Source organism: Micromonospora sp. WMMD1274 (genome assembly GCF_049179035.1).
GTDB lineage: Bacteria > Actinomycetota > Actinomycetes > Mycobacteriales > Micromonosporaceae > Micromonospora > Micromonospora tulbaghiae.
In genome coordinates, this window is sequence record NZ_JBMHMG010000001.1 from 6,666,771 (window position 1) to 6,690,521 (window position 23,751).

General features: G+C 72.3%; 19 protein-coding genes. 8 read left to right on the top strand and 11 right to left on the bottom strand.

Annotation, left to right across the window (positions count from 1 at the left end):
* The first annotated feature begins 168 nt into the window (after window positions 1–168).
* Genes ACN27D_RS31510 through ACN27D_RS31535 form a run of 6 tightly spaced genes read left to right on the top strand, consistent with a single transcriptional unit; the run spans window position 169 to window position 7,336 of the window.
* Entirely contained in the window at window positions 169–1,707 is a 1,539-nt protein-coding gene (locus ACN27D_RS31510; RefSeq protein ID WP_421500733.1) for an ABC transporter substrate-binding protein, read from the top strand.
* Complete coding sequence (locus tag ACN27D_RS31515; protein ID WP_120569970.1) at window positions 1,707–2,651, top strand: ABC transporter permease; 945 nt, start codon at window positions 1,707–1,709, stop codon at window positions 2,649–2,651. Before ACN27D_RS31510 ends, ACN27D_RS31515 begins: the two co-directional genes overlap by 1 nt.
* Entirely contained in the window at window positions 2,648–3,529 is an 882-nt protein-coding gene (locus ACN27D_RS31520; RefSeq protein ID WP_421500734.1) for an ABC transporter permease, read from the top strand. The genes ACN27D_RS31515 and ACN27D_RS31520 overlap by 4 nt, the downstream gene beginning before the upstream one ends.
* Window positions 3,526–4,503 (top strand): ABC transporter ATP-binding protein, encoded by a 978-nt coding sequence (locus ACN27D_RS31525; protein WP_120569969.1) that lies wholly within the window; start codon window positions 3,526–3,528, stop codon window positions 4,501–4,503. Before ACN27D_RS31520 ends, ACN27D_RS31525 begins: the two co-directional genes overlap by 4 nt.
* On the top strand, window positions 4,500–5,537 hold the full coding sequence (locus ACN27D_RS31530) for an ABC transporter ATP-binding protein (RefSeq protein WP_421500735.1): 1,038 nt from the start codon (window positions 4,500–4,502) through the stop codon (window positions 5,535–5,537). Before ACN27D_RS31525 ends, ACN27D_RS31530 begins: the two co-directional genes overlap by 4 nt.
* Window positions 5,538–5,548: 11 nt before the next feature.
* Window positions 5,549–7,336 (top strand): gamma-glutamyltransferase family protein, encoded by a 1,788-nt coding sequence (locus ACN27D_RS31535; protein ID WP_421500736.1) that lies wholly within the window; start codon window positions 5,549–5,551, stop codon window positions 7,334–7,336.
* Window positions 7,337–7,452: 116 nt separating this feature from the next.
* Here the strand turns inward: ACN27D_RS31535 and sthA are convergent, their stop codons facing one another.
* Entirely contained in the window at window positions 7,453–8,856 is a 1,404-nt protein-coding gene (gene sthA / locus ACN27D_RS31540) for a Si-specific NAD(P)(+) transhydrogenase (protein ID WP_334463408.1), read from the bottom strand.
* 82 nt (window positions 8,857–8,938) lie between these two features.
* On the opposite strand from sthA, the gene ACN27D_RS31545 reads away from it, so the two are divergent.
* The gene (locus tag ACN27D_RS31545; protein WP_421500737.1) at window positions 8,939–10,417 is read left to right on the top strand and encodes a M1 family metallopeptidase; all 1,479 of its coding nucleotides are present in this window, start codon (window positions 8,939–8,941) and stop codon (window positions 10,415–10,417) included.
* Between the two features lie 45 nt (window positions 10,418–10,462).
* Here the strand turns inward: ACN27D_RS31545 and ACN27D_RS31550 are convergent, their stop codons facing one another.
* The gene (locus tag ACN27D_RS31550) at window positions 10,463–11,842 is read right to left on the bottom strand and encodes a glycosyl hydrolase family 18 protein (RefSeq protein WP_421500738.1); all 1,380 of its coding nucleotides are present in this window, start codon (window positions 11,840–11,842) and stop codon (window positions 10,463–10,465) included.
* Between the two features lie 142 nt (window positions 11,843–11,984).
* Between ACN27D_RS31550 and ACN27D_RS31555 the strand changes: the two genes are divergently transcribed.
* On the top strand, window positions 11,985–13,229 hold the full coding sequence (locus ACN27D_RS31555; protein WP_358176827.1) for an ROK family transcriptional regulator: 1,245 nt from the start codon (window positions 11,985–11,987) through the stop codon (window positions 13,227–13,229).
* 23 nt (window positions 13,230–13,252) lie between these two features.
* Here the strand turns inward: ACN27D_RS31555 and ACN27D_RS31560 are convergent, their stop codons facing one another.
* The 9 genes from ACN27D_RS31560 to ACN27D_RS31600 form a co-directional block, all read right to left on the bottom strand.
* Complete coding sequence (locus ACN27D_RS31560) at window positions 13,253–14,665, bottom strand: GH1 family beta-glucosidase (protein WP_421500739.1); 1,413 nt, start codon at window positions 14,663–14,665, stop codon at window positions 13,253–13,255.
* A gap of 39 nt (window positions 14,666–14,704) precedes the next feature.
* Window positions 14,705–15,712: an ABC transporter ATP-binding protein gene (locus ACN27D_RS31565; protein WP_120569961.1), complete on the bottom strand. Its 1,008-nt coding sequence runs from the start codon at window positions 15,710–15,712 to the stop codon at window positions 14,705–14,707.
* Window positions 15,709–16,755 carry an ABC transporter permease gene (locus ACN27D_RS31570; RefSeq protein ID WP_358176824.1) on the bottom strand — a complete coding sequence of 349 codons (1,047 nt, stop codon included), beginning with the start codon at window positions 16,753–16,755 and terminating at the stop codon, window positions 15,709–15,711. The genes ACN27D_RS31565 and ACN27D_RS31570 overlap by 4 nt, the downstream gene beginning before the upstream one ends.
* Window positions 16,756–16,758: 3 nt before the next feature.
* Window positions 16,759–17,736 carry an ABC transporter permease gene (locus tag ACN27D_RS31575; RefSeq protein ID WP_013476848.1) on the bottom strand — a complete coding sequence of 326 codons (978 nt, stop codon included), beginning with the start codon at window positions 17,734–17,736 and terminating at the stop codon, window positions 16,759–16,761.
* Window positions 17,733–18,878, bottom strand: coding sequence for an ABC transporter ATP-binding protein (locus tag ACN27D_RS31580; RefSeq protein WP_358176821.1), 1,146 nt, complete (start codon window positions 18,876–18,878; stop codon window positions 17,733–17,735). Before ACN27D_RS31580 ends, ACN27D_RS31575 begins: the two co-directional genes overlap by 4 nt.
* Before the next feature lie 87 nt (window positions 18,879–18,965).
* A complete protein-coding gene (locus ACN27D_RS31585; protein ID WP_421500740.1) occupies window positions 18,966–20,642 on the bottom strand; it encodes an ABC transporter substrate-binding protein in 1,677 nt (558 codons plus the stop codon).
* 117 nt (window positions 20,643–20,759) lie between these two features.
* A complete protein-coding gene (locus tag ACN27D_RS31590) occupies window positions 20,760–21,836 on the bottom strand; it encodes a LacI family DNA-binding transcriptional regulator (protein WP_120569958.1) in 1,077 nt (358 codons plus the stop codon).
* Between the two features lie 228 nt (window positions 21,837–22,064).
* Complete coding sequence (locus tag ACN27D_RS31595; RefSeq protein ID WP_421501222.1) at window positions 22,065–22,787, bottom strand: FkbM family methyltransferase; 723 nt, start codon at window positions 22,785–22,787, stop codon at window positions 22,065–22,067.
* Between the two features lie 492 nt (window positions 22,788–23,279).
* Window positions 23,280–23,660: a YccF domain-containing protein gene (locus tag ACN27D_RS31600; RefSeq protein WP_175438877.1), complete on the bottom strand. Its 381-nt coding sequence runs from the start codon at window positions 23,658–23,660 to the stop codon at window positions 23,280–23,282.
* Window positions 23,661–23,751 lie beyond the last annotated feature (91 nt).

A 23,751-nucleotide genomic window follows, 5' to 3' on the forward strand; every position in this document is an offset into this window, starting at 1 on the left:
CTCCCAGGGCGGTGGCGGATCAGGTCGGGCCCGGATTGAACCACCGTTCACTCCGCACCGGCAAGCGGCGGCCGACCAGTCACTTTGGCGGCATTCGTTGACATCATCCCGCTCGGGGAGAAGACTCGCCGAAACTTTCTTTTGTCCGGGAAGTGGCTAGGGGGGCCTGTGTCCAGGAACAAGATCGGTGTGCTCGGCGCCGCGCTCGCACTGACCGTCGGCGTCCTGTCCGGATGCACCGGAGGCGAGGCGGTCGACGTCGGCGGCGGGGGGAACGCCGGCGGCGCCGGGGGAGTCCTCAACGCCGCGATCGGCGGCGAGCCGGACCAGCTCGACCCGCACAAGACCTCCGCGTACTACAGCTTCCAGGTGCTGGAGAACGTCTACGACACGCTCGTCGAGCCGGACGCCGACCTGAAGATGGTGCCGTCGCTGGCGACGAAGTGGACCACCAGCGCCGACCAGCTCACCTGGACGTTCACGCTGCGCGAGGGCGTGAAGTTCTCCGACGGGTCGCCGCTGACCTCCGAGGACGTCGTCTACTCCTTCGAGCGGATCATCAAGGAGAAGCTGAACAACGCGTACAAGTTCGCCACCGTCAAGTCGGTCACCGGGCCCGACCCGGCCACGGTGGTGGTGACGCTCAGCGCGCCCACGCCGAACCTGCTGGCGAACCTCGGCGGGTTCAAGGGCGTGGCGATCGTGGAGAAGTCCAACGTCGAGTCCGGCAAGGTGAAGACCGCACCGGTCGGCAGCGGCCCGTTCAAGGTGGCCGGCTACACCTCCGGCGACAGCGTGAAGCTGGTGCGCAACGACTCCTACTGGGGCGAGAAGCCGAAGCTGGACGGCGTCACGTTCACCTTCGTCAAGGACCCGACTGTGGCGTTGCAGAACCTGCGCAGCGGCCAGGTCCAGTGGACCGACAACCTGCCGCCCCAGCAGGTCGGCTCGCTCAAGGACGACGGCGACATCACGGTGAAGTCGGCGCCGTCGACCGACTACTGGTACGTGGCGCTCAACGAGGCCCGCAAGCCGTTCGACAACCCCGAGGTGCGGCGCGCGATCGGGTACGCGCTGGACCGCGAGGCGATCACCAAGGCGGCGAAGTTCGGGCTGGCCACCGTCAACCAGACCGCCATCCCGAAGGCGAGCGCGTTCTACTACGACTACGCGCCCTACAGCCACGACCCGGGCAAGGCGAAGCAGATGCTCGGCCAGGCCGGCGTGAGCAACCTGACCATGGACCTGATGGTCACCAGCGAGTACCCGGAGACGGTCACCGCCGCGCAGGTCATCGCCGCGCAGCTCAAGGCCGTCGGCATCACCGTCAAGATCCGTACGCTGGACTTCGCCCAATGGCTCGACGAGCAGGCGAAGGGCAACTTCGACGGGTTCATGCTCGGCTGGCTCGGCAACATCGACCCGGACGAGTTCTACTACGCCCAGCACCACAGCGGCGGCACGTTCAACTTCCACAAGTACAAGAACCCGGCGGTCGACAAGCTGCTGGACGACGCCCGCACCCAGACCGACCAGGGCGCCCGCAAGCAGGCGTACGAGCAGGCGGCGAAGCAGATCGTCGACGACGCCAGCTACCTCTACCTCTACAACCCGGACGTGGTGCAGGGCTGGTCGAAGAAGGTCTCCGGCTACGACGTGCGCACCGACCGGGCGATCCGGTTCCGGTCGGTCGCCCTGGCCAAGTGATGGCCCGCTTCGTCCTGCGGCGGGTCCTCCAGTCGGCGGTCGTGCTGGTCGGTGTGACCCTTGTGGTGTTCCTGCTGCTGCAACTGGTGCCGGGCGACCCGGTCCGGGTGGCGCTCGGCACCCGGTTCGACCCGCAGACGTACGAGGCGCTGCGGGAGCGCGCCGGCCTCGACCAGCCGCTGCCGGTGCAGTACGTCAGCTATCTCGGGCACGCGCTCACCGGTGACCTGGGGGTCAGCTTCCGCACCGGCCAGCCGGTGAGCGCGATCGTGCTGGAGCGGCTGCCGGCCACGCTGTCACTGGCCGTCACCGCCGTGGTGTTCGCGTTGCTCGTCGCGTTCCCGCTGGGCATCGTCGCGGCGGTACGCAGCGGCTCCGCGGTCGACCACGCGGCCCGCGTGTTCAGCCAGTTCGGCGTCTCCGTACCGGACTTCTGGATGGGCATCATGGGCATCCTGCTGTTCGCCGGGGTGCTCGGCTGGCTGCCCCCCTCGGGTTACGTGGCGCTCACCGACGACCCGGGTCGGTGGGCCACCCACGTGGCGCTGCCGGCGGTCACCGTCGGCCTGGTCACCGCCTCGATCCTCACCCGGTTCATCCGCTCCTCCGTGCTGGAGGTGCTCTCCGCCGACTACGTGCGCACCGCCGAGGCGAAGGGTCTGCGCAACCGGGTGGTGATCCTGCGGCACGTGCTGCGCAACGCGCTCATCCCGGTCGTCACCGTGGTCGCGGTGCAGCTCGCCAGCCTGCTCGGCGGCGTCATCGTGATCGAGGTGCTGTTCGCCTGGCCCGGCATCGGCCGGCTCACCTTCGACGCCGTGCAGGCCCGCGACTACCCCGTCCTGCAGGGCGCGGTGCTGCTCGTCGCGGCACTGTTCCTGCTGGTCAACCTGCTGGTGGACATCCTCTACGCCCGCCTCGACCCGAGGATCACGGTCAAGTGAGCGCCACGACCGAGAACACCGGACGCCGCGTCCTGGACGCGCTGCGCCGCGACCCGCTCGCCGTCGGCGGCACGATCGTGCTCGTGCTGCTGGTCGTGGTGGGCGTGGCCGGCCCGTGGCTGGCACCGGCCGGCGTCAACGACGTCGACGTGGACCAGATGCTGCGCCCACCCAGCGGCGCGCACCCGTTCGGCACCGACGAGCTGGGCCGCGACGTGCTCAGCCGGGTGCTCGTCGCCGCCCGCGTCTCGCTTCAGGTCGGTGCCGTCAGCGTCGGCATCGCGCTGGTTGCGGGCGTGACGCTCGGGCTGTTCGCCGGCTACTACCGGGGCTGGCTGGACAGCGTGCTCATGCGCTGCATGGACGTGCTGTTCGCGTTCCCGGTGCTGCTGCTGGCGGTGGCCATCGTGGCGGTGCTCGGCCCCGGCCTGCTCACCGCCATGGTCGCCATCGGTGTGGTCTACACGCCCATCTTCGCCCGGATCACCCGCGCCGGCGTGCTGTCCGTACGGGAGCAGGTGTTCGTCCGGGCCGCCGTCTCCATCGGCGCGTCCGACCTGCGCATCATGCGCCGGCACGTGCTGCCGAACATCGCCGCGCCGCTGATCGTGCAGACGTCGCTGTCGCTGGCGTTCGCGATCCTCTCCGAGGCCGCGCTGTCCTTCCTCGGCCTGGGCATCCAGCCGCCCGCGCCGGCCTGGGGGCGGATGCTGTTCGACGGGCGCGGCTTCGTCACCGACGCGTGGTGGCTGGGCGTGTTCCCCGGCGCGGCGATCTTCCTCACCGTGCTGGCGTTCAACCTGGTCGGCGACGCGCTGCGGGACGTGCTGGACCCGCGGCAGCTCACCCTGGGCGAGGCCCGCAGGAGCACCCCATGAGCCATTCGACAGTGCTGTCGGTGGACGACCTCACCGTCACCGTCGGCACCCGTCGCGGTCCGGTCCGCGCCGTCGCCGGGGTGTCCTGGCAGGTACGGCCGGGGGAGACGTTCGCCCTGGTCGGCGAGTCCGGCAGCGGCAAGAGCATGACCCTGCTCGCCGCCACCGGCCTCGCCCCACGCGCCGCCACCGTCACCGGCCGGGTCCGGCTGCTCGACACCGAGCTGACCGCGCTGCCCGACGACCGCCGCCGCAAGGTACGCGGCCGGCACGTCGGGTTCGTGTTCCAGGACCCGATGACCTCGCTCAACCCGGTGCTTCCGGTGGGCCGGCAGGTCACCGAGGCCGCCGAGGAACACCTCGGGCTGACCCGCCGCGCCGCCCGCGACCGGGCGGTGGAGCTGCTGGACCTGGTGGGCATCCCGTCGGCGGCACGGCGCGTCGACGCGTACCCGCACCAGTTCTCCGGCGGCATGCGCCAGCGCGTCGCCATCGCCATGGCGCTCGCCTGCGAGCCGGACCTGCTGATCGCCGACGAGCCGACCACCGCGCTCGACGTCACCACCCAGGCGCAGATCATCGAACTGGTCGCCGACCTCCAGGCGCGGCTGGGCACCGCCGTCGTCTGGGTCACCCACGACCTGGGCGTGGTGGCCGGCATCGCGGACACCGTCGCGGTCATGTACGGGGGCCGCATCGTCGAGCAGGGCCCGGTCGACGCGGTGTTCGACACGCCCACGCACCCGTACACCCGGGCGCTGCTGGCGGCCCGGCCGGACCCGTCCCGGCGCGGCGAGGACCTGGTGGCCATCCCCGGGTCGCCGCCGAGCCCGCTGGACCTGCCCCCGGGCTGCGCGTTCTGGCCACGCTGCCCGGTGCGCGCCGATCCCCGCTGCGAGCACGAACTGCCCCCGCTGACGCCGGTCGGCGACGGGCACACGGTCCGCACCTTCTACCGTGGAGAGGCCGGATGAGCGCCGACACCCCGGACGTGGTCGCCGAGCTGGATGACCTGAAGGTGCACTTCCCGACCCCGGCCGGAACGGTCCGCGCGGTCGACGGCGTCAGTCTCGCCGTACGCCGGGGTGAGACGCTCGGGCTGGTCGGCGAGTCGGGCAGCGGCAAGTCCACAGCCGGCCTGGCGCTGTTGCGGCTGGTCGACCCGACCGCCGGGCGGGTCCGGGTGGCGGGCGAGGACGTGACCCGCTGGTCGCGCCGCCGCCTGCGGGCGACGCGGCGCCACGTCGCGATGGTGTTCCAGGACCCGCAGGCGTCGCTGGATCCACGCCGGACGGTCGGTGACAGCATCGCCGAGCCGCTGATCGTGCACCGGCTCGCCGCGTCCGCCGCCGCCCGGCGGGCCCGGGTCGCGGAGCTGCTGGACCTGGTCGGCCTGCGCGCCGACACGGCGGGCCGCTACCCGCACGAGCTGTCCGGCGGCCAGCGCCAGCGTGTCGGCGTGGCCCGGGCCCTGGCCGGGGAGCCGGACCTGATCGTCCTGGACGAGCCGATCGCCTCGCTCGACCTGAGCGTGCAGGCGCAGATCATGAACCTGCTCCGGCACCTGCAACGCGACCTTCGGCTGACCTACCTGTTCATCGCGCACGACCTGGCCGCCGTCGAGCACATGAGCGACCGGATCGCGGTGATGTACCTGGGCCGCATCGTCGAGACCGGCCCACCCGAGCGGATCTACCGGCACCCGGCGCACCCCTACACGGCCGCGCTGCTGTCGGCGGTGCCGGTGGCCGATCCGCGCGTCGAACGGGAGCGCCGCCGGATCGTGCTCACCGGCGACATCCCCAGCCCGGTGGACCCGCCGAGCGGCTGCCGCTTCCGTACCCGATGCCCCCAGGCCCGACCCGCGTGCGCCGAGACCGATCCGGCGCTCGCCGAGGTCGGCCCCGGCCACCACGCGGCGTGCCTGTTCCCGCTCGACGGCGAGCGCGACGGCGGCCCGGGGGAGGAGGGCGCGACGACGCGCGCCGACACCGCCGGCGCGGCGTAGGCTCACCGCCGATGACGTTCACCACCCGGCCCACGCTGCGCGGCACGTTCGGCATGGTCTCGTCCACGCACTGGCTGGCCAGCCAGTCCGCGATGGGCGTGCTGGAACGCGGCGGCAACGCCTTCGACGCCGCTGTCGCCGCCGGGTTCGTGCTGCACGTCGTGGAACCGCACCTCAACGGCCCGGCCGGCGAGGTGCCCGCGATCCTCGCCACCGCGACCGACCCCACCCCGCGCGTGCTCTGCGGTCAGGGACCGGCCCCGGCCGCCGCCACCGTGGCGCACTTCCGCTCGCTCGGCCTGGACCTCGTGCCCGGCGCCGGCCCGCTCGCCGCCGTGGTGCCGGGCGCTGTCGACGCCTGGCTCCTGCTGCTGCGCGACCACGGCACCCGCACGCTCGCCGAGGTGCTGGAACCGGCCATCGGCTACGCCGCCGCCGGCCACCCGCTCGTCGGCGCCGCCGGGCAGACCGTGGCGCGGGTCCGGTCGCTGTTCACCGACCACTGGCCGACCTCCGCGCGCCTCTGGCTCCGCGACGGCCGCCCGCCCACGCCGGGGGAGATGGTCACCAACCCGGCGTACGCGGACACGCTGCGCCGCCTCGTCGACGCCGGACGGGCCGCCGGTACGGACCGCCAGGCGCAGATCGAGGCGGCCCGGCGCGCCTGGCGGGAGGGGTTCGTCGCCGAGGCGATCGACGCGTTCAGCCGGCTGCCGTTGCGCGACTCCAGCGGCCGCGCCCACGCCGGGCTGGTCACCGGCGACGACCTGGCCCGCTGGTCGGCCACCTGGGAGGAACCGGTCACGCTGGACTGGCACGGGCACACGATCGCCAAGACCGGCTTCTGGGGCCAGGGCCCGGTGCTGCTGCAGACGCTCTCGATCCTGGACGCGCTCGACGACCCGGCCGTCTACGACCCGTCCCGCCTGGACGGCATCCACGCGCAGGCCGAGGCGCTGAAGCTCGCGTTCGCCGACAGGGAGGCGTGGTACGGCGACACCGACGTGCCGGGCCCCGCGCTGCTGTCGGCCGGCTACGCCCGTTCGCGGGCCGCGCTGGTCGGTGACCGCGCCGACACGTCGCTGCGCCCCGGCAGCCCGGCGGGCGAGTCACCCCGGCTGCCGTCGCACCTGCGCGACCACGCCGCCGGGCGGGCCGTCCCGCAGGACCCGAGCACCGGCGAACCCACGGTACGCGCCGACGGAGTGACCCGCGGCGACACCTGCCACGTCGACGTGGTGGACCGGTGGGGCAACATCATCTCCGCCACGCCCAGCGGTGGCTGGCTGCAGAGTTCGCCCACCATCCCGGAGCTGGGCTTCCCGCTCGGCAGCCGGTTGCAGATGTGCTGGCTGGAGGAAGGGCTCGCCTCGACGCTGCGGCCGGGCCGGCGCCCGCGTACCACGCTCAGCCCGACGCTGGTGCTGCGCGACGGCGAGCCGGTGATGGCGTGCGGCACGCCGGGCGGCGACCAGCAGGACCAGTGGCAGCTGCTGTTCCTGCTGCGGCACCTGGCCGGCGGGCAGGAGTTGCAGGAGGCGATCGACGCCCCCACCTGGCACACGACGAGCTTCCCGGCCTCGTTCTACCCGCGCGAGGTCGAGCCCGGCGTGCTGGTGCTGGAGGACCGGATCGACGGGGACGTGCTGGCGGGCCTGCGCGCAAGGGGCCACACCGTACGCCTGTCCGACCCGTGGAGCCTGGGCCGCATGTGCGCCGTGACCCGCGACCCGCGTACCGGAGTCCTGTCCGCCGCGGCGAACCCTCGAGGCGCCCAGGGCTACGCCACAGGCCGCTGACCCGCCCCCACCACGTCCCCCGCCGCGCTGATCTTGCACTTGCCGCCCGGGTATTTCCGGCATAACGGGCGCGGGCCGGGCCGAGAGTGCAAGATCGACGCGGAGGGTCGGCAGGGTCAGTCGTTGATCCGGGTTATGTTGCGGATCTTGTTGGCGGCGTCCAGGGCCGCCACCTTGTACGCCTCGGCCAGGGTCGGGTAGTTGAAGACCGCGTCCAGCAGGTAGTCGACCGTGCCGCCGCAGCCCATCACCGCCTGCCCGATGTGGACGATCTCGGTGGCGCCGGTGCCGAACACGTGCACCCCGAGCAGCCGGCCGTCCTCGGGCGAGACGAGCAGTTTCAGCATCCCGTACGAGTCGCCGACGATCTGCCCCCGGGCCAACTCCCGGTAGCGGGCGATGCCCACCTCGAACGGGACGGACGCCTCGGTCAGCTCCTCCTCGGTCTTCCCGACGAAACTGATCTCCGGAATGGTGTAGATGCCGATGGGTTGCAGGTCCGACATGCCGCGCGCCGGTTCGCCGCAGGCGTGCTGGGCGGCCAGGCGGCCCTGTTCCATCGAGGTGGACGCCAGCGCGGGGAAGCCGATCACGTCGCCGACGGCGTAGATGTTGTCGACGGCGGTGCGGTAGTCGGCGTCGACGGTGATCCGGCCCCGGTGGTCGGCGGTGAGCCCGGCCGCCTCCAGCGCGAGGTCGTCGGTCTGCCCCTGGCGGCCGGCGGAGTACATCACCGTGTCCGCGACGATCTTCTTGCCGCTGCGCAGGATGCAGAGCGCGGCGCTGCGGTGCTTCTCCACGGCGGCCACCTCCTCGCCGAAGCGGAAGGTCACCGACAGGTCCCGCAGGTGGTACTTCAGCGATTCGACGATCTCCTCGTCGCAGAAGTCGAGCATCCGGGGGCGGCGCTCGACCACTGTCACCTTGGTGCCGAGCGCGGCGAACAGGGACGCGTACTCCATGCCGATCACCCCGGCGCCGACCACGACCATGCTGCCCGGGACGGCCTGGAGGTTGATCACGCCGTCGGAGTCGACGATGGTCCGGTCGTCGAAGTCGACGCTGTCCGGGCGGGCCGGGCGGGTGCCGGCGGCGACGACCGCCTTGTCGAAGCTGACCCGGGTCTCCCGGCCGGAGCCGGCGTCCACCCAGACGGAGTGGGCGTCGGCGAACCGGCCGGTGCCGGTGATCAGCGAGACCTTGTTGCGGGCCAGTTGGTTGCGGATGACGTCGGTCTGCCGGGTGATCACGTGCTGGGTGCGGGCGGCCAGGTCGGCGACGGTGATGTCCTCCTTGACCCGGTAGCTGCTGCCGTAGAGGTCGCGCTGGCTCAGGCCGGTCAGGTAGAGCACCGCCTCGCGCAGCGTCTTGGAGGGCACGGTCCCGGTGTTGATGCACACGCCGCCGAGCATGTCGCGGCGGTCCACTATCGCGACGCGGCGGCCCAGCTTGGCCGCGGCGATGGCCGCCTTCTGTCCACTCGGTCCGGAGCCCAGCACCAGCAGGTCGTAGTCATACACGAGCGCCAGCCTGGCAGGGTCTCGCAACCGGTGCCAGCCGAGACGCCCCCACGAAAGCTGATCACTGCCGTAGGGTGCGCTGATGCGCCGCCCCGTAACCCTGATCATGCTCCTCGGACCGCTGCTCGTCGCCGGGTGCACCACGACCCCCGCCGCCCCGGCCGCGACCCCCTCCGCCTCCACCCCGCCGAGCCCGACCGCGCCCGCCGTCGACTACGCCGCCTGGCAGGCGGGGCGGTCGACGCCGGTGGCCGACCCGGTCTATCCGGCCCGGGGCACCGACGCGCTGGACGTTCTGCACTACGACCTCGCGCTGGAGTGGGCGCCGTCGACCACCACCCTCACCGGCACCGCCACGCTGCGGATCCGGCCGGTGAAGGACGCGCCGAACCTGGTCCTCGACTTCATGCCCTACCAGGTCGACAGCGTCACACTGGACGGCGCGACGGTTCCCGGCGCGGTGGCGAAGGAGAAGCTGACCGTGTCCGCCCCAGTGGTGGCGGACGAGCCGGTCACCCTGGTGGTCACCTACCACGGCCGGCCGAAGACGACCCCGATGCCGTCGCACCGCAAGGACACCGAGGCCCTGGGCCTCACCGTCACCAAGGAGGGCGGCCTCTGGACCATGCAGGAGCCGTTCGGGGCGTTCACCTGGTACCCGGCGAACGACCAGCCGTCGGACGAGGCGCTCTACGACATCCGGGTGACGGTGCCGGCGGGCTGGTCCGCGATCGCCGGCGGCACGCCCGCCGGTCAGTCCGGCAACACGTTCAGCTACCGCAGCACCGACCCGGTCGCGACGTACCTGACCACGCTCGCGGTGGGGAAGTACCAGAAGCTGACCGCGGCGGGGCCGCGCGGCGTGCCGCTGACCTACTGGTACCGCAAGGGCACCGACGACAAGCTGCTGCCGTACCTGAAGAAGTCCCCGCAGTACCTGACCTGGCTGGAGAAGAAGTTCGGCCCGTACCCGTTCCCCTCCGGCGGCGTCGTGGTGGTGGACTCGGCGTCGGGCATGGAGACCCAGCAGATGATCACGATGGGCCGGAAGATCGAGAACACCGCGGCCCGCCGGGACCGCTGGGGCAGCGACCTGATGCACGAGTACGCCCACCAGTGGTTCGGCAACTCGGTCACGCCCACCACCTGGCGGGACCTGTGGCTGAACGAGGGCTGGGCGACGTACATCCAGGACCTGTACACCAAGGAGACGCAGAAGCTCAGCGAGGCCAGCCTGGACCGGTACCTGCGCGAGGGTGACGCCGTCCTGCGCAAGAAGCTGGGCCCGCCCGGCCGGCCCGACCCGAAGCGGTTCGCCGAGGGCAACGTCTACCTGTGCCCGGCGGCGATGCTGCGCGAGATCCACCGGACGGTCGGCGACAAGGCGTTCTTCGCGCTGGCCCGCGCCTGGGTCCAGGAGCAGCGCAACACGCCGCAGGACCGGGCCTCGTTCATCGCCTTCGTCAACAAGCAGACCGGCCGGGACTTCACCGTGCTGATCAACGCCTGGCTGGACTCGCCGACCACGCCGAAGAAGATCACCCCGAAGAAGATCGGCTGATCCGGCGCGGGGCCCCGCCCGTCCGGCGGGGCCCCGCGGCGCGTCTCAGCGGCCCTGGAGCGAGCGGACGTTGTCGGCGAACGTCCAGCCCTTCGACCCGTCCCAGTTGACCGACCAGGTCATCAGGCCCTTCAGGCGTCCCTGGTAGGTGTTCCAGGCCTGGGCCACCAGTGCCGGGCTCATGTAGCCGCCGCCGGCGCCGACCTGCGCGGGCAGCCCGGGGACCTGCCGGTCGAGCGGTACGCGGACGGTGGTGCCCTGCACGACCAGGCCGGCGTCGAGGCAGTTGGTCTGCGCGACGAAACCGGCCACCGTGCCGGCCGGGTACGAGTCACCGGCGCAGCCGTACATCGAGCCGTTGTAGTACTGCATGTTCAGCCACCACAGCCGCCCGTTGTCGGCGTACTTCTTGACGATCGGCAGGTACGCGCCCCAGATCGAGCCGTAGGTGACGCTGCCGCCGGTGACGTACGCGGTCTCCGGCGCCATGGTGAGCCCGAAGCCGGCCGGCATCTGGGCCAGCACCCCGTCGATGATCCGGATCAGGTTGGCCTGCGAGGGGGAGAGCTGGTTGATGTTCCCGCTGCCGGTCAGGCCGGTCTCGATGTCGATGTCGATGCCGTCGAAGTTGTGCCGCTTGAGGATCGGCACCACTGTGGCGACGAACCGGTCGGCGACCGCGCTGGAGCTGAGGTCGATCCCGGCGGTGGCGCCGCCGATGGACAGCAGCACTGTGAGCCCGGCGGCCTTGGCCTGGCACACCTGCGCGGGGGTGGGCACCTTGACGCCGGCGTCCATGCCGTCCTCCCAGAGCACTGTCCCGTCGGCGCGGATGACCGGGAACGCGGCGGTCACCACGTTGTAGCCGTGCCCGGTGATCCGGGAGTCGGTGATCGGGATCCAGCCGAGTCCGGGGTGCACGCCGTTCGCGGCTCCGTCCCAGTTCTCCCAGTAGCCCTGGAGCACCTTCCCGGCCGGCCGGGACCGCAGCGCGCAGGTGTCCCCGCCCGGCGTGGTCGGGCTGGACGACACGGTGGGCGTGGGGGTAGGCGTCCGCGTGGGGGAAGCCGTCGGGGAGGGGGAGGCGGACGGCGTGGGGGACGGCGGCCGGGTGGTGGGGCTCGGCGACGGCGTGCCGCCGGTGCAGGCGCCGAGGTCGGTCCAGAGCGCCGGTACGGCGGCCGGGGTCCAGCCCGCGCCGGCCGGCGGGGTGTGCGTGACGAGCGCCTGGTAGAGCCGGCCGCCGTAGGTCGCCCGGCTGCCGGCGGTCCAGGTGACGCCCTCGGCCCAGGCCGGCGCGTCGCAGGCGACGAGCGTGCCGACGGCGCCGGTCGGCGTGGCGGCGGTGGCGGGCAGGGCGGCGGCGGTGGCGGCGAGCAGCGCGACGCCACCGAGCAGAGCGGTCATCCCACGTCCGAGTCGCATGACATACCTCCTCATCGATGCGCCGGAGGTTATCAGTTAACTTTGTTAAGTGTAAATGCGGCGTACCCTGTCACCACCCCGCTCAGGGCGTGAAGCAGGAACGAAAGCCGCCCGCGGGCGGCCGGGAAGGACGGCGGCGGACGTGGACGCCAGACGCACCACGGTGCGCGACATGCGCCGGGCCAACCGCTCGGTCCTGCTGACCCGGATCTGGCTGGACGGCCCGCTCAGCCGGCACGAACTGGGCCAGTCCACCGCGCTGAGCCTGGCCAGCGTCAGCAACCTGGTCGGCGAGATGATCAACGAGGGCCTGGTCGAGGAGGCCGGTTCGGTCGAGTCCGACGGCGGCCGTCCCCGCGTGCTGCTGCGCGTCGCGCCCGGCTACGGCTACCTGGTCGGTGCCGACGTGGGCGAGACCCGCGTCCAGGTGGAGTTGTTCGACCTGAGCATGACCGCGCTGGCCAAGGCGGAGTACCCGATCGCCGCGGCCGATCCCGACCCCGAGCGGGTCGCCGCTCACCTGCGGCACGGCCTCGCCGCCGTCACCGAGCAGGCGGGCGTCGATCCGGCCGCGGTGCTCGGCTTCGGCGTCGCCGTCGCCGGCACCGTCGAGCGCACCGCCGACGCCGTGGTGCACGCCCAGACGCTCGGCTGGGACGGCGTCCCGCTCGGCGCGATGCTGCGCGCCGGCACCGACGTGCCGGTGCACGTGGACAACGGCGCGAAGACGCTCGGCCAGGCCGAGATGTGGTTCGGCGCCGGCCGCGGCGTCCGGCACGCGGTGGTCGCCCTGGTCGGCTCCGGCGTCGGCGCGAGCGTGGTCGCCGACGGCGTCGGCTACCGCGGCGCGCACAGCAGCGCCGGGGAGTGGGGCCACACCACCATCGTGTACGGGGGCCGCCGCTGCCGCTGCGGCAACCTCGGTTGTCTGGAGGCGTACGTGGGAGCGGAGGCGGTGCTGGACCGGTTCCGGCAGGCCAACCGGGGCCGCCCGGCGCCGGGCGCGGACGAGGAGACCGCCTTCGGTGAGCTGCTGCGCTCCACCGGCCGCACCGCCGCGAAGGTGATCGACGAGACGGTCGGCTACCTGGGCGCCGGGGTGGCCAACCTGGTGAACCTGTTCAACCCGGAGCGGGTGGTGCTCGGCGGCTGGGCCGGGCTGGCCCTGGGCGAACGGCACCTGCCCGCGATCCGCGAGGCGACCGCGCGGCACGCGCTGCGCCAGCCGTACGCGCAGACCTCGATCGAGCTGTGCCGGCTCGGACCGGACGCGGTCGCGATGGGCGCGGCCACCCTGCCGATGACCCGGCTGCTGCGCGACGGCGGCGTGCCCCGCGACCCGGCCGCCCGCCCGGGCCCGGCGTGGGGGCCGGGCCGCCGTCACTGACCGGCCCGGCCCCCACGCCGGCGTCAGCGCTGCCCGCGGACCCGCCGCACGGTGTCCCGGTACCACAGCGCGCTGCGCTTGGGGGTGCGGCGCTGCGTGTCGTAGTCCACCCGGACGATGCCGAACCGCTTGTCGTAGCCGTAGGCCCACTCGAAGTTGTCCAGCAGCGACCAGGCGAAGTAGCCGCGCACGTCCGCCCCGGCGGCCCGGGCGCGGGCCACCGCCCGCAGGTGCTCGGTGAGGAAGCCGACCCGGTCGTCGTCGTTCACGAACCCGTCGGCGTCCGGCTCGTCGTCGAACGCGGCGCCGTTCTCGGTGATCACCATGGGCGTGCCCGGGTAGTCGCGGTGCAGCCGCACCAGCAGGTCGGTGAAGGACTCCGGCACGATCTCCCAGTCCATCGCGGTACGCGGCAGGTCACGGCGGACCACCCGGCGCACCGGCTTGCCGTCGTCGTCGCGGTCGCGGCCCTGATCGTCCACCCCGGAGTGCAGCTGCCCGAAGTAGTAGTTGACCCCGAGCACGTCGATCGGGGTGGCGATGACCTCCAGGTCACCGTCCTGCACGGGGATCCGCACCCCCTCGGCGGCCAGGTCGGCCACCACGTCCTGCGGGTACTCCCCGCGCAGCACCGGGTCGAGGTAGAGCCGGTTGGCCAGCCCGTCGGCGGCCCGCGCCGCGTCCCGGTCCGCCGCGCTGCCGGTCTCCGGGTCCGCGGTGGACAGGTTCAGCGTCAGGCCCAGCTCGATCGGGGACCGGGCCGCCTCCCGCAGCCGCCGGGTCGCCAGCCCGTGCCCGAGCAGCAGGTGGTGCGCCGCGGCGATGCCGTCGCCCAGGTTCCGCCGGCCCGGGGCGTGGTCGCCGTAGGCGTATCCGAGCATCGCCGAGCACCACGGCTCGTTGAGCGTGGTCCAGGTGCGGACCCGGTCGCCGAGCGCGGCGAAGACCAGCTCCGCGTAGTCGGCGAACCGGTACGCGGTGTCCCGGTTCGGCCAGCCGCCCGCGTCCTCCAGCTCCTGCGGCAGATCCCAGTGGTAGAGCGTCACCCACGGCTCGACACCCCGGCCGAGCAGCTCGTCCACCAGCCGGTCGTAGAACGCCAGCCCGGCCACGTTCGCCGGACCGCGCCCGCCCGGCTGCACCCGCGGCCAGGCCACCGAGAACCGGTACGTGTCCAGTCCCAGGTCCGCGATGAGCGCGACGTCCTGCGGCATCCGGTGGTAGTGGTCGCACGCCACGTCGCCGTGGTCACCGTTGGCGACCGCACCCGGCACCCGGCAGAACGTGTCCCAGATCGACGGTGTGCGGCCGTCCTCGGCCACCGCGCCCTCGATCTGGTACGACGACGTCGCCACCCCCCACCGGAAGGTCGGCGGCAGCGTGTCGATCGGGTCCGGACCGGTGACTGACGACGGGCGGGTGAGGTCGGTGTCCATGGTTCTCCTCGCGGGTAGCGGGTGGTGGTGTCGGGCGGGTCAGCGGGACAGCGGCGCGACGGCCGGGTGCAGATGGCACGCGACGGCCCGCGTCGGATCGTCGACGCGTGGCGGTCCCAGCGCCGGCACCTGCTCGTCGCAGGGCTCGAACGCCTTCGGGCAGCGGGGGTGGAACGCGCAGCCGGACGGCATGGCGCGCAGGTCCGGCGGGGAGCCGGGGATGCCGGTCAGCTCGCGGCGGGGACCGTGCAGCGCCGGGAACGAGTGCAGCAACCCCTCGGTGTACGGGTGCAGCGGCTCGGCGTACAGCCGGGCGGCGGGCGCCTCCTCGACGATCCGGCCGCCGTACATGATCGCGATCCGGTCGGAGAACTCGACCAGCAGCGACAGGTCGTGCGTGATGAACAGCACCGCGAAGCCGAGGCGTTCGCGCAGCTCGGCGAGCTGGCCGAGGATCTGCCGCTGCATCACCACGTCCAGCGCGGTGGTCGGCTCGTCCATGATGACCACCTGCGGTTCCAGCGCCAGCGCCATCGCGATCATGACCCGTTGCCGCATGCCGCCGGAGAGCTGGTGCGGGTAGCTGTCCAGCCGGTCGGCGGAGATGCCGACCAGGCGCAGCAGCTCCTTCGCCCGGGCCAGCCGGCTCGCCGCCGTGCTCTTCGGCTCGTGGGCCCGGATCACGTCGAGCAGTTGGGTGGAGACCTTGTGCACCGGGTTGAGCGAGTTCATCGCGCCCTGGAACACGATCGACGTCTCCGCCCACCGGAACTCGCGCAGCTTCGCCGGGCTGAGCGTGAGCACGTCGACCGGTGGGCCGTCGGCCGGGTGGTAGATCACCTGGCCGCCGCTGACCACGCCGGGCGGGGGCAGCAGCCGGGTCAGCCCGTACGCCAGGGTGGACTTGCCGCTGCCGCTCTCCCCGGCCAGGCCGAGCACCTCGCCGCGGTGCAGCGTCAGGTCGACGTCGCGGACCGCGCGGACCGCGTCCGCGCCGACGCCGTAGTCGACGCACAGCCCGCGGATCTCCAGCACCTGGTCGCTCATGAGGTCGCGTCCTCTCGGATGGGGTCCGCCGGCCGCTGCATGGGGACCGGCGCCGGGTTCGGCGCGAGTACCGGGGTGAACCCGACGCGCATCGCGACGGTGCGACCGTCGGCGGTACGGATCCGGGTCCGGCCGCCGGTGCGCAGCCGGGGACTGACGAACTCGTCGATGCCGAAGTTGATCAACGCCAGCGCGGTGCCGAGCAGCGCGATGGCCAGCCCGGCCGGGACGAACCACCACCAGGCGCCCTGCGCCAGCGCCTGCTGCCCCTGCGCCCAGAACAGGATCGTGCCCCAGTTCCACGACGACACCGACGAGACGCCGATGAACGCCAGCGTGATCTCCGACATCACCGCGAAGATGACGGTGCCGACGAAGCCGGAGGCGATGATCGCGGTCAGGTTGGGCAGGATCTCGAACCCGATGATCCGCCAGGTCCGTTCGCCGGTGGCCCGTGCCGCCTCGACGTAGTCGCGGCGGCGCAGCGACAGCGTCTGGGCGCGCAGCACCCGGGCGCCCCACGCCCACGAGGTGAGGCCGATGATGAGCGCCACGAGCATGTCGCTGGCCTGCTCGACCAGGGACGTGACGATGATGATCAGCGGCAGCGCCGGGATCACCAGGAACACGTTCGACACCGCCGACAGGCCCTCGTCGGCCGCGCCGCCCAGGTAGCCGGCGGTCACGCCGATCAGGATGGACAGGATCGTGGCGAGCACGCCGGCGATCAGGCCCACCACCATCACGCTGCGCGCGCCGACCAGGATCTGGCTGAAGATGTCCTGCCCGAGGTGGGTGGTGCCGAACCAGTGCCGGGCCGAGGGCGCCTGGAGCACGTCGGCGCTGCGCGCGTCCGGGTCGTACGGCGCGATCCACGGCCCGATCACCGCGAGGAGCACGTACACCCCGAGGACGGCGAGGCCGGTCGCGGCCTTGGCGTTGGCGACGAAGCGGAACCGGCGGCGGCGGGCCCGGGCCGACGGCTGCGCCATCGCCCCCTGGCCGGGGATGACCTGCTCGATGCTGGACGGGGAGAGTGTCATCGCTCAGCTCTTTCGGGTCCGCGGGTCGAGGAGCAGGTACGCCACGTCGGCGAGCAGGTTCGCCACCAGCACCGAGATCGTGATGATCAGGAAGATGCCCTGCATCAGCGGGTAGTCCTTCGCGCCGACGGCCTGGAAGAGCTGGAACCCCAGACCCGGGTACGAGAAGACGATCTCCACGAGCAGCGTGCCGCCGACGATGAAGCCCAGCGACAGCGCGAACCCGGACACGTTGGGCAGCAGCGCGTTGCGGGCGGCGTAGCTGAGGGCCACCCGGCGCTCGGACAGCCCCTTGGCGTGCGCCACGGTGATGTAGTCCTCGCTGGCGACGGTGACCATCATGTTGCGCATGCTGAGGATCCAGCCGCTCATCGACGACACCAGGATGGTGGCGGCGGGCAGGATGCTGTGCTGGAGCGCGCTCGGGATGAAGTACGCGTCGAACGCCGGCACCAGGCCCGGCTCGTAGCCGCCGGAGGACGGGAAGAAGCTGCCCGGCCCGGCGAACAGCGCGATCGCGACCAGGCCCAGCCAGAAGTACGGGATCGAGGAGAGGAACGTGGTGGCCGGCAGCAGCCCGTCGATCCACGAGCCGCGCCGCCAGCCCGCGCCCACGCCGAGCGCGGTGCCGAGCAGGAAGCTGACGATCGTGGTGACGCCGACCAGGCCGACCGTCCACGGCAGGCTGCTCCCGATCACCTCCGAAACCGGGGCGGGGAAGAACGTGAACGACAGCCCCAGGTCGCCGCGCAGGAGCTGCCCCCAGTAGGCGACGTACTGCTCCCACAGCGAGCGGTCGGAGTCCAGCCCGAACAGCACCCGCAGCGACGCGACCGCGTCGGCGCTGATCCGGCCCTGGTTGCGGGAGATCAGCGACTGCACCGGATCGCCCGGCACCATCCGCGGGATGAAGAAGTTGAGCGTGATCGCCGCCCAGGCGGTGAACAGGTAGAAGGCCACCCGTTGCAGCAGGAACCTCATCGGGCCGCCTCCGTCCCGGCCGGCTCTGTCTTCTGCGCCTGCTCCACCTGCTCTGCCTGCTCCGCCTTCTGCTCGGCCTTCTGCTCGGCGACGGTGTCCGCGTCGTACAGCCAGCACGCCGCCCAGTGCCCGGGCGCGTCGTCGACCGGGATCGGCGGCGGCAGGTCGGTGGCGCAACGCGGCATCGCCGCCGGGCAGCGCGGGTGGAACCGGCAGCCGGCCGGCGGGCGGATCAGGCTGGGCGGCTCGCCGTGGCCCCGCTCGCCCGCCGCCGCGCCGTCGCCGCCCGCGCCGGTGATCCGCTCCGGGTCCGGCGCCGATTCGATCAACAACCGGGTGTACGGGTGAGCCGGGCGCTGGGTGACGGTCTCGCTGTCGCCGCCCTCGACCATCCGCCCGGCGTACATGACGATCGTCTCGTCGGCGAAGTAGCGGGCCGAGGCGATGTCGTGGGTGATGTAGAGGATCGCCAGGTCGAGCCGGTCCTTGAGGTCCTGGAGCAGGTTGAGCACGCCGAGGCGGATCGACACGTCGAGCATGGACACCGGCTCGTCGGCGAGCAGCACCTCGGGGTCGGCGCCGAGTGCCCGCGCGATCGCCACCCGCTGGCGCTGCCCGCCGGACAACTCGTGCGGGAACGCGTCGAGGTAGCGCTCCGGCGGGGTGAGCGCGACCCGGGTCAGCAGGTCGGCCAGCGCCCTGTCCAGCCCGTCCGGCCCGGTCCCGGCGTTGCCGTGGATGCGCAGCGACCGGGTCAGGTGGTAGCGGACCGTGTGCACCGGGTTCAGCGAGGCGAACGGGTCCTGGAGGATCAGCTGCACCCGGCGCACGTACGCCCGGAACCGGCGCCCGCCGCGTACCCGGGTCGATCGGCCGTGCAGCCGGATGTCGCCGGCGGTGCGCGGGTAGAGCTGGGCCAGCAGCCGGGCCACAGTGGACTTGCCCGAGCCGGACTCGCCGACCAGCGCTGTCACCCGGCCGCGGCGCAACGCGATCGATACGTCGTCGACGGCGTGCACCACCGCCGGGGTGCGGGAGAGGAGGTCACGCAGCCGCCGGCGGACGGGGAAGTGCTTGGTCAGGCCGACGGCCTCCAGCACCACCTCGTCGGCCGGCGCCGGTGCGCTCTCGGTCAACGTCATGCCGAATTCCTGTCTGGGGTTGCCGGTAGCGAGGGACGGGCGCCGCCGGCCCGGCCGGGCGATCGTGGCCGGGCCGGCGGCGCCGGGTCAGCCGTTGGCCGGCTTGAGGTGCAGCACCACGTCCACCGCGTTGGGCTGGGTGGGCTGGAGCGCGCCGTACGGGTTCGAGTCGTCCGGCCAGCCGGTCCAGTTCTTCGTGCTGTACGCGCCGCCGATGTTGTCCGCGCCCACCGGGATCATCGGCATCTGCTCGACGAAGATCTTCTGCAGGGTGCCCAGGGCGGTGGTGCGGGTGGCGTCGTCGGTGGCGTTGGCGTACGACACCAGCGCGTCGGTCGCCTCCTTGCTCTGGAACCGGCCGAAGTTACCGGCGGGCGAGGCGGTGCCGACCGGCTTGAGCACCCGGCCGTCCATGATGGTCCGGTAGATGTCGTACGGCGTGGCGCCGCTCTCGGTCCACCGGAACGTGGCCTCGAAGTTGCCCTGCTCGACGTTGCGGAACCAGGCGTCCTGGTTGGCCTTGTCGACGGTGGCCGCGATGCCGATCTTCGCCAGGTTGCCCTTCACGATCTCCAGGCTGGTCTGGTAGTCGGACCAGCCGGCCGGGTCGGTGAGCCGGATCGTGACCGGCTTGCCGGTGCGGTCCTTCAGCGTGTTGCCGTCGAGCTTGTAGCCGGCGCCGGTGAGCAGCGCCTTGGCGCCCTCGACGTCGACCTTGTGCTCCTGGCCCTTGTACTCGGGCGCGATGAACGAGTCACCGGCCGGGCTGGGCAGGCCGGTCACGCTCTTGACCTCGGGGTGGAAGTAGCCGGCCTCGGCGGTGGTGAAGATGTCCGCCCGGTCGATGACCATGTTCATCGCCTTGCGCAACGTCGGGTCGTCGAACGGCTTCTTCGTGGTGTTCAGGTAGAGGCCGTGGATGCCCAGCACCGGCGGTGCCCACATCTTGTGGTTCTTCTGGTCCTTGGCCACGAAAACGGTCTGGTAGTTCGGGATGAAGACGAAACTCCACTCCGACTCGCCGTTGGCCAGCGCGGTGGTCTGCGCGCTGTTGTCGGTGTACGAGGTGTACCGCAGCTCCTTGACCTTCGGCGCGTCCTGCCAGTAGCCGCTGTCGCGTACCGCGAGCGTCATGCTCGCAGGGGTGAACGACTTCAGCGTGTACGGGCCGCTGCCGACCGGCTGCTTCACCGGGTCGCTCGCCGGGTCGGCGATCTTCTCCCACAGGTGCTTGGGCACGATCGGCACCCGCCACAGCACCTTCTGCTGGTTGACGAACTGCGGGCTGGCCATCGAGATGGTGACCTCGTTGCCGCTCGCGGTCGCGTCCGTGTACGGCACGCCCTGGTCGTTGAGGGCCGGGAACTTCTTCACCAGGTTGTAGGTGAACGCGACGTCCTCGGCGGTGACCTTCTGCCCGTCGGACCAGGTGGCGTTCTCCCGGATCGTCACCTTGACCGTCTTGTAGTCCGACGACCACTCGGCCTTGGTGGCCAGCCACGGCTTGAACGGCTCGGCCGGCTTGACCGGGTTCCACATCATCAGCGGCTCGTAGATCTGCCACCGGTAGCCGAGCGACGCGGCGGCCGAGGTGGTGAGGAACGGGTTGTTGTTCTCCGCCTGCGGACCGTTGGGCATGCCGACGTTCAGCACTGTCGCGGCCTGGCCGCTCTTCTTGTTCGCGTTCGGGCTGTCGCCGCAGGCGGCGGCGCCGGTGACCATCGCGCCGGCCAGCGCGAGGGCGAGGACTTGCCGTCTTCTCATGGAGGTCTCCCTCGGTGGTCCCGCATTCCTCGGGCGGGATGTGGTGGATGGAGGGTGTGCGGTGGTGCCACCGGCGGGCGGGCCCGCCGGCGTGGTCGCCGGGTGCGGCGGGGTGGGTCAGGTGACGCGGGCGCCCGTCGGCTCCCGCGCGACTGTCGAGTCCGGTGCGGTCGGGTCGTCCGCGTTCGTCGGGTCGCCCGCGCCCGTCGAGTCGCGGGCGGTGAAGCCGGTCGGGATGACGGTCGGGGTGTCCGGCAGCGGGGTGCCGGTGAGGTGGCCGATGAGCAGGCGGGCCGCTGCCGTACCCATCTCCCGCAGGGGCTGGCGAACGGAGCTCAGCGGCGGGTGGGTGTGCCCGGCCAGCGGGAGGTCGTCGAAGCCGACCACCGCCACGTCCTGCGGGACGCGCCGCCCGGCGTCGCGCAGCGCCTGCAACGCCCCGGCGGCCGACAGGTCGTTGTGGGCGAAGACGGCGTCGAACGGTACGCCGTCGGCGAGCAGCCGCCGCACCGCCGCGCGCCCGCACTCGAAGGTGAAGTCGCCCTCCACCACCCGGTCCGGCTCGATCGGTACGCCCGCGTCGGCGTAGGCGCCGGCGAACCCGGCGAGCCGCTCCCGGGTGCAGCCGAACTGACGCAGGCCGGTGATGACGAGCGGCCGCCGCCGGCCGAGCGCCAGCAGGTGCGTGGCGGCGGCCCGCGCGCCCTCCTCGTTCGTGGTCCGCACCGACGGGAAGCCGGGCTGGTGGCCCCGGTCGTCGATGAGGATGACCGGCAGGCCGCGCCGGTGCAGCTCGGTGATGTAGTCCAGGGTCCCCTCGGGTTCGACCACGAGCAGGCCGTCGAACGACTTGGCCGAGACCTGGGAGGCGAACCGGCGCATCGACTCGTCGCCGTGGGTGCAGGTGAACAGCAACATGCCGTAGCCGGCCGCCTCGACCACGTCGGCCGCGCCCTGCAGGACCTCGCCCATCCAGGGCCAGGTCAGCGCCGGGACCAGCATCCCGACCACCCGGGTACGCCCCCGGGCCAGCCCGACCGCGCGGGCGCTCGGCACGTACCCGAGGTCGCTGATCACGGCGCGGACCCGGTCGGCGGTGCGCACGTGCACCTCGCCCTTGCCGTTGAGCACCCGGGAGACCGTCGTCTTGCTCACCCCGGCGCGGGTGGCGACGTCGGCGATGGTGATCGGCACGTGACGCTCCCGGGTCGCAGGGATGAGCGGGGTGTTTCGGAACCGGTTGCGGAAGCGGTTCCGTGGCAGTCAACCCAAGCGGCGCGGCTCACGTCAATCACAGACGGATAACGATGCACTCCTAAGTTCGAGCTTTGAAAAAAGTGCCCGGGCTGCGACTCCGCCGATCACGGCGATGAGCAGGGTCGATGGCTTCCGGTCCGGCCCGCATCTCTCCGAAGTGGAGGTTCAGGGGCGGGCGTACACGTCGCCGGAGTTGGCCTCGTCCGGCAGCGCGCCCAGGTACGCGGCCACCTCGGCGGCCGGGCGCCAGCCGGGCAGCGCGAACTCCATCTCGTCGCCGAGCGCCACCGTGAACCGGGTGAAGCCGAGCGCGGTGAGCCGGTCCAGGCAGCGGGCCGCCGCCACCCGGGCGATGGTGGTGAACTCGAACGACAACGCCGGGACCGGGCGGCTCAGCCCGGCCAGCACGGCGTCCTCGAAGCCCTCCACGTCGATCTTCACGAACGCCGGCACGCCGTACGCGGCCACGAGCGTGTCCAGCGTGGTGCCCGGCACCTCGATCTGCGCGTCCCAGGTCTCGCCCGCCCAGCCGGGTGCGCCGTCGGCGGCGCGGACGAACCCGGGGGAGGCGGTGGAGACCGTCGGGTTGGCCGAGTTGACGTGCAGTCGCACCGGCCCGGCGGTACGTCCGCACGCCGCCTCCACCACAGTCACCGCGTCGTCGCCCGCGTACATCTCGCGCAGCACCCGGGCGCACAGCGGCTGCGGCTCGACCGCCACCACAGTCGCGCCGAGCCGGCGGAAGCTGCCCAGCCGGTCGCCCACGTGCGCGCCGACGTCGAAGACCAGGTCACCGGCGCGGACCAGAGGGGCGTAGAACGCGTCGAGGGCGGCGGCCCGCGCCGGGTCGCCGTGGTAGAAGTCCAACGACCGGCGCAGGCCGGACATCGCCGGGTCCGCCTTGAGCGTCTCGATCACTCCGTCCCGCACGCCTCCGACGCTAGCCAGCGCCGCGTTGGCGTGAGCCGCATTCGCATCCTTCCCGTGGACTCAAGTAATCACCCCATCCTCCTAGGACGCCGTAGGGGTGGGGGAACCGCGCGAGATCTTGGTACGAAACGGCCCTCATAGGGGCCACTTCCTACCAAGATCTGCATGCCGTCTCGCGTCACAGGACACCGATCCCGGTTGCCGAGATCGTTCGAGTCGTCTTCGGCCGCGAACGTCAAGTCGCCGCGCAACCGTGGTGGGAGTGGAACGCCATGGGTGTCAAACAGGGCCGGAGACACCCATGGCGTTCCAGTGGCCGGGTGGGATCCCCGTGGCGGGGAGAGGTGGACGGCCGGGGCAGAGGGGATCGGCGGGCCGACAGTCGGTCCGTCAGCCGTGCCGATGCTGGCGGTCAGCCGGGGCGGCGAGGTGGGTGGCCCGCCGGTGCGGTTACGGCGTTTCGACGACCTCCTGGCCGAGCGGCCACAGCGCCGCCGGGACCAGCTTGAAGTTGGCCACCCCGAACGGGATGCCGATGATCGTCACGCAGAGCGCGATCCCGGCGAGGATGTGCGACAGGGCCAGCCACCAGCCGGCCAGCACCAGCCAGAGCACGTTCGCCAGTCCGGAGGGGAGCCCGGCGCCCGGCTTCGACACGAGGGTGCGGCCGAACGGCCACAGCGAGTACGAGGCGAGCCGCAGCGAGGCGACGCCGAAGGGGATGGTGACGACGAGGACGAAGCAGATCAGGGCGGCGATGCCGTAGCCGAGGGCCAGGACGAAGCCGCCGCCGAAGACGAGCCACAAGAGGTTCAGCAGAAAGCGGATCACCACCCCATGGTCGCTCGCGCGGGCAAACCCGCCAACGCCGCCCGTGCGCGGACAGCGACGGCACCGCCGAGACGACGCCGCCCGGTCCGCC

Excerpts from the sequence above, each read along its gene's own strand:
- ACN27D_RS31515 (WP_120569970.1), top strand. The coding sequence starts at position 1,707 with ATGGCCCGCTTCGTCCTGCGGCGGGTCCTCCAGTCGGCGGTCGTGCTG.
- ACN27D_RS31525 (WP_120569969.1), top strand. The coding sequence starts at position 3,526 with ATGAGCCATTCGACAGTGCTGTCGGTGGACGACCTCACCGTCACCGTC.
- ACN27D_RS31530 (WP_421500735.1), top strand. The coding sequence starts at position 4,500 with ATGAGCGCCGACACCCCGGACGTGGTCGCCGAGCTGGATGACCTGAAG.
- ACN27D_RS31535 (WP_421500736.1), top strand. The coding sequence starts at position 5,549 with ATGACGTTCACCACCCGGCCCACGCTGCGCGGCACGTTCGGCATGGTC.
- ACN27D_RS31545 (WP_421500737.1), top strand. The coding sequence starts at position 8,939 with ATGCGCCGCCCCGTAACCCTGATCATGCTCCTCGGACCGCTGCTCGTC.
- ACN27D_RS31550 (WP_421500738.1), bottom strand. The coding sequence starts at position 11,842 with ATGCGACTCGGACGTGGGATGACCGCTCTGCTCGGTGGCGTCGCGCTG.
- ACN27D_RS31560 (WP_421500739.1), bottom strand. The coding sequence starts at position 14,665 with ATGGACACCGACCTCACCCGCCCGTCGTCAGTCACCGGTCCGGACCCG.
- ACN27D_RS31565 (WP_120569961.1), bottom strand. The coding sequence starts at position 15,712 with ATGAGCGACCAGGTGCTGGAGATCCGCGGGCTGTGCGTCGACTACGGC.
- ACN27D_RS31570 (WP_358176824.1), bottom strand. The coding sequence starts at position 16,755 with ATGACACTCTCCCCGTCCAGCATCGAGCAGGTCATCCCCGGCCAGGGG.
- ACN27D_RS31575 (WP_013476848.1), bottom strand. The coding sequence starts at position 17,736 with ATGAGGTTCCTGCTGCAACGGGTGGCCTTCTACCTGTTCACCGCCTGG.
- ACN27D_RS31580 (WP_358176821.1), bottom strand. The coding sequence starts at position 18,878 with ATGACGTTGACCGAGAGCGCACCGGCGCCGGCCGACGAGGTGGTGCTG.
- ACN27D_RS31585 (WP_421500740.1), bottom strand. The coding sequence starts at position 20,642 with ATGAGAAGACGGCAAGTCCTCGCCCTCGCGCTGGCCGGCGCGATGGTC.
- ACN27D_RS31595 (WP_421501222.1), bottom strand. The coding sequence starts at position 22,787 with ATGTCCGGCCTGCGCCGGTCGTTGGACTTCTACCACGGCGACCCGGCG.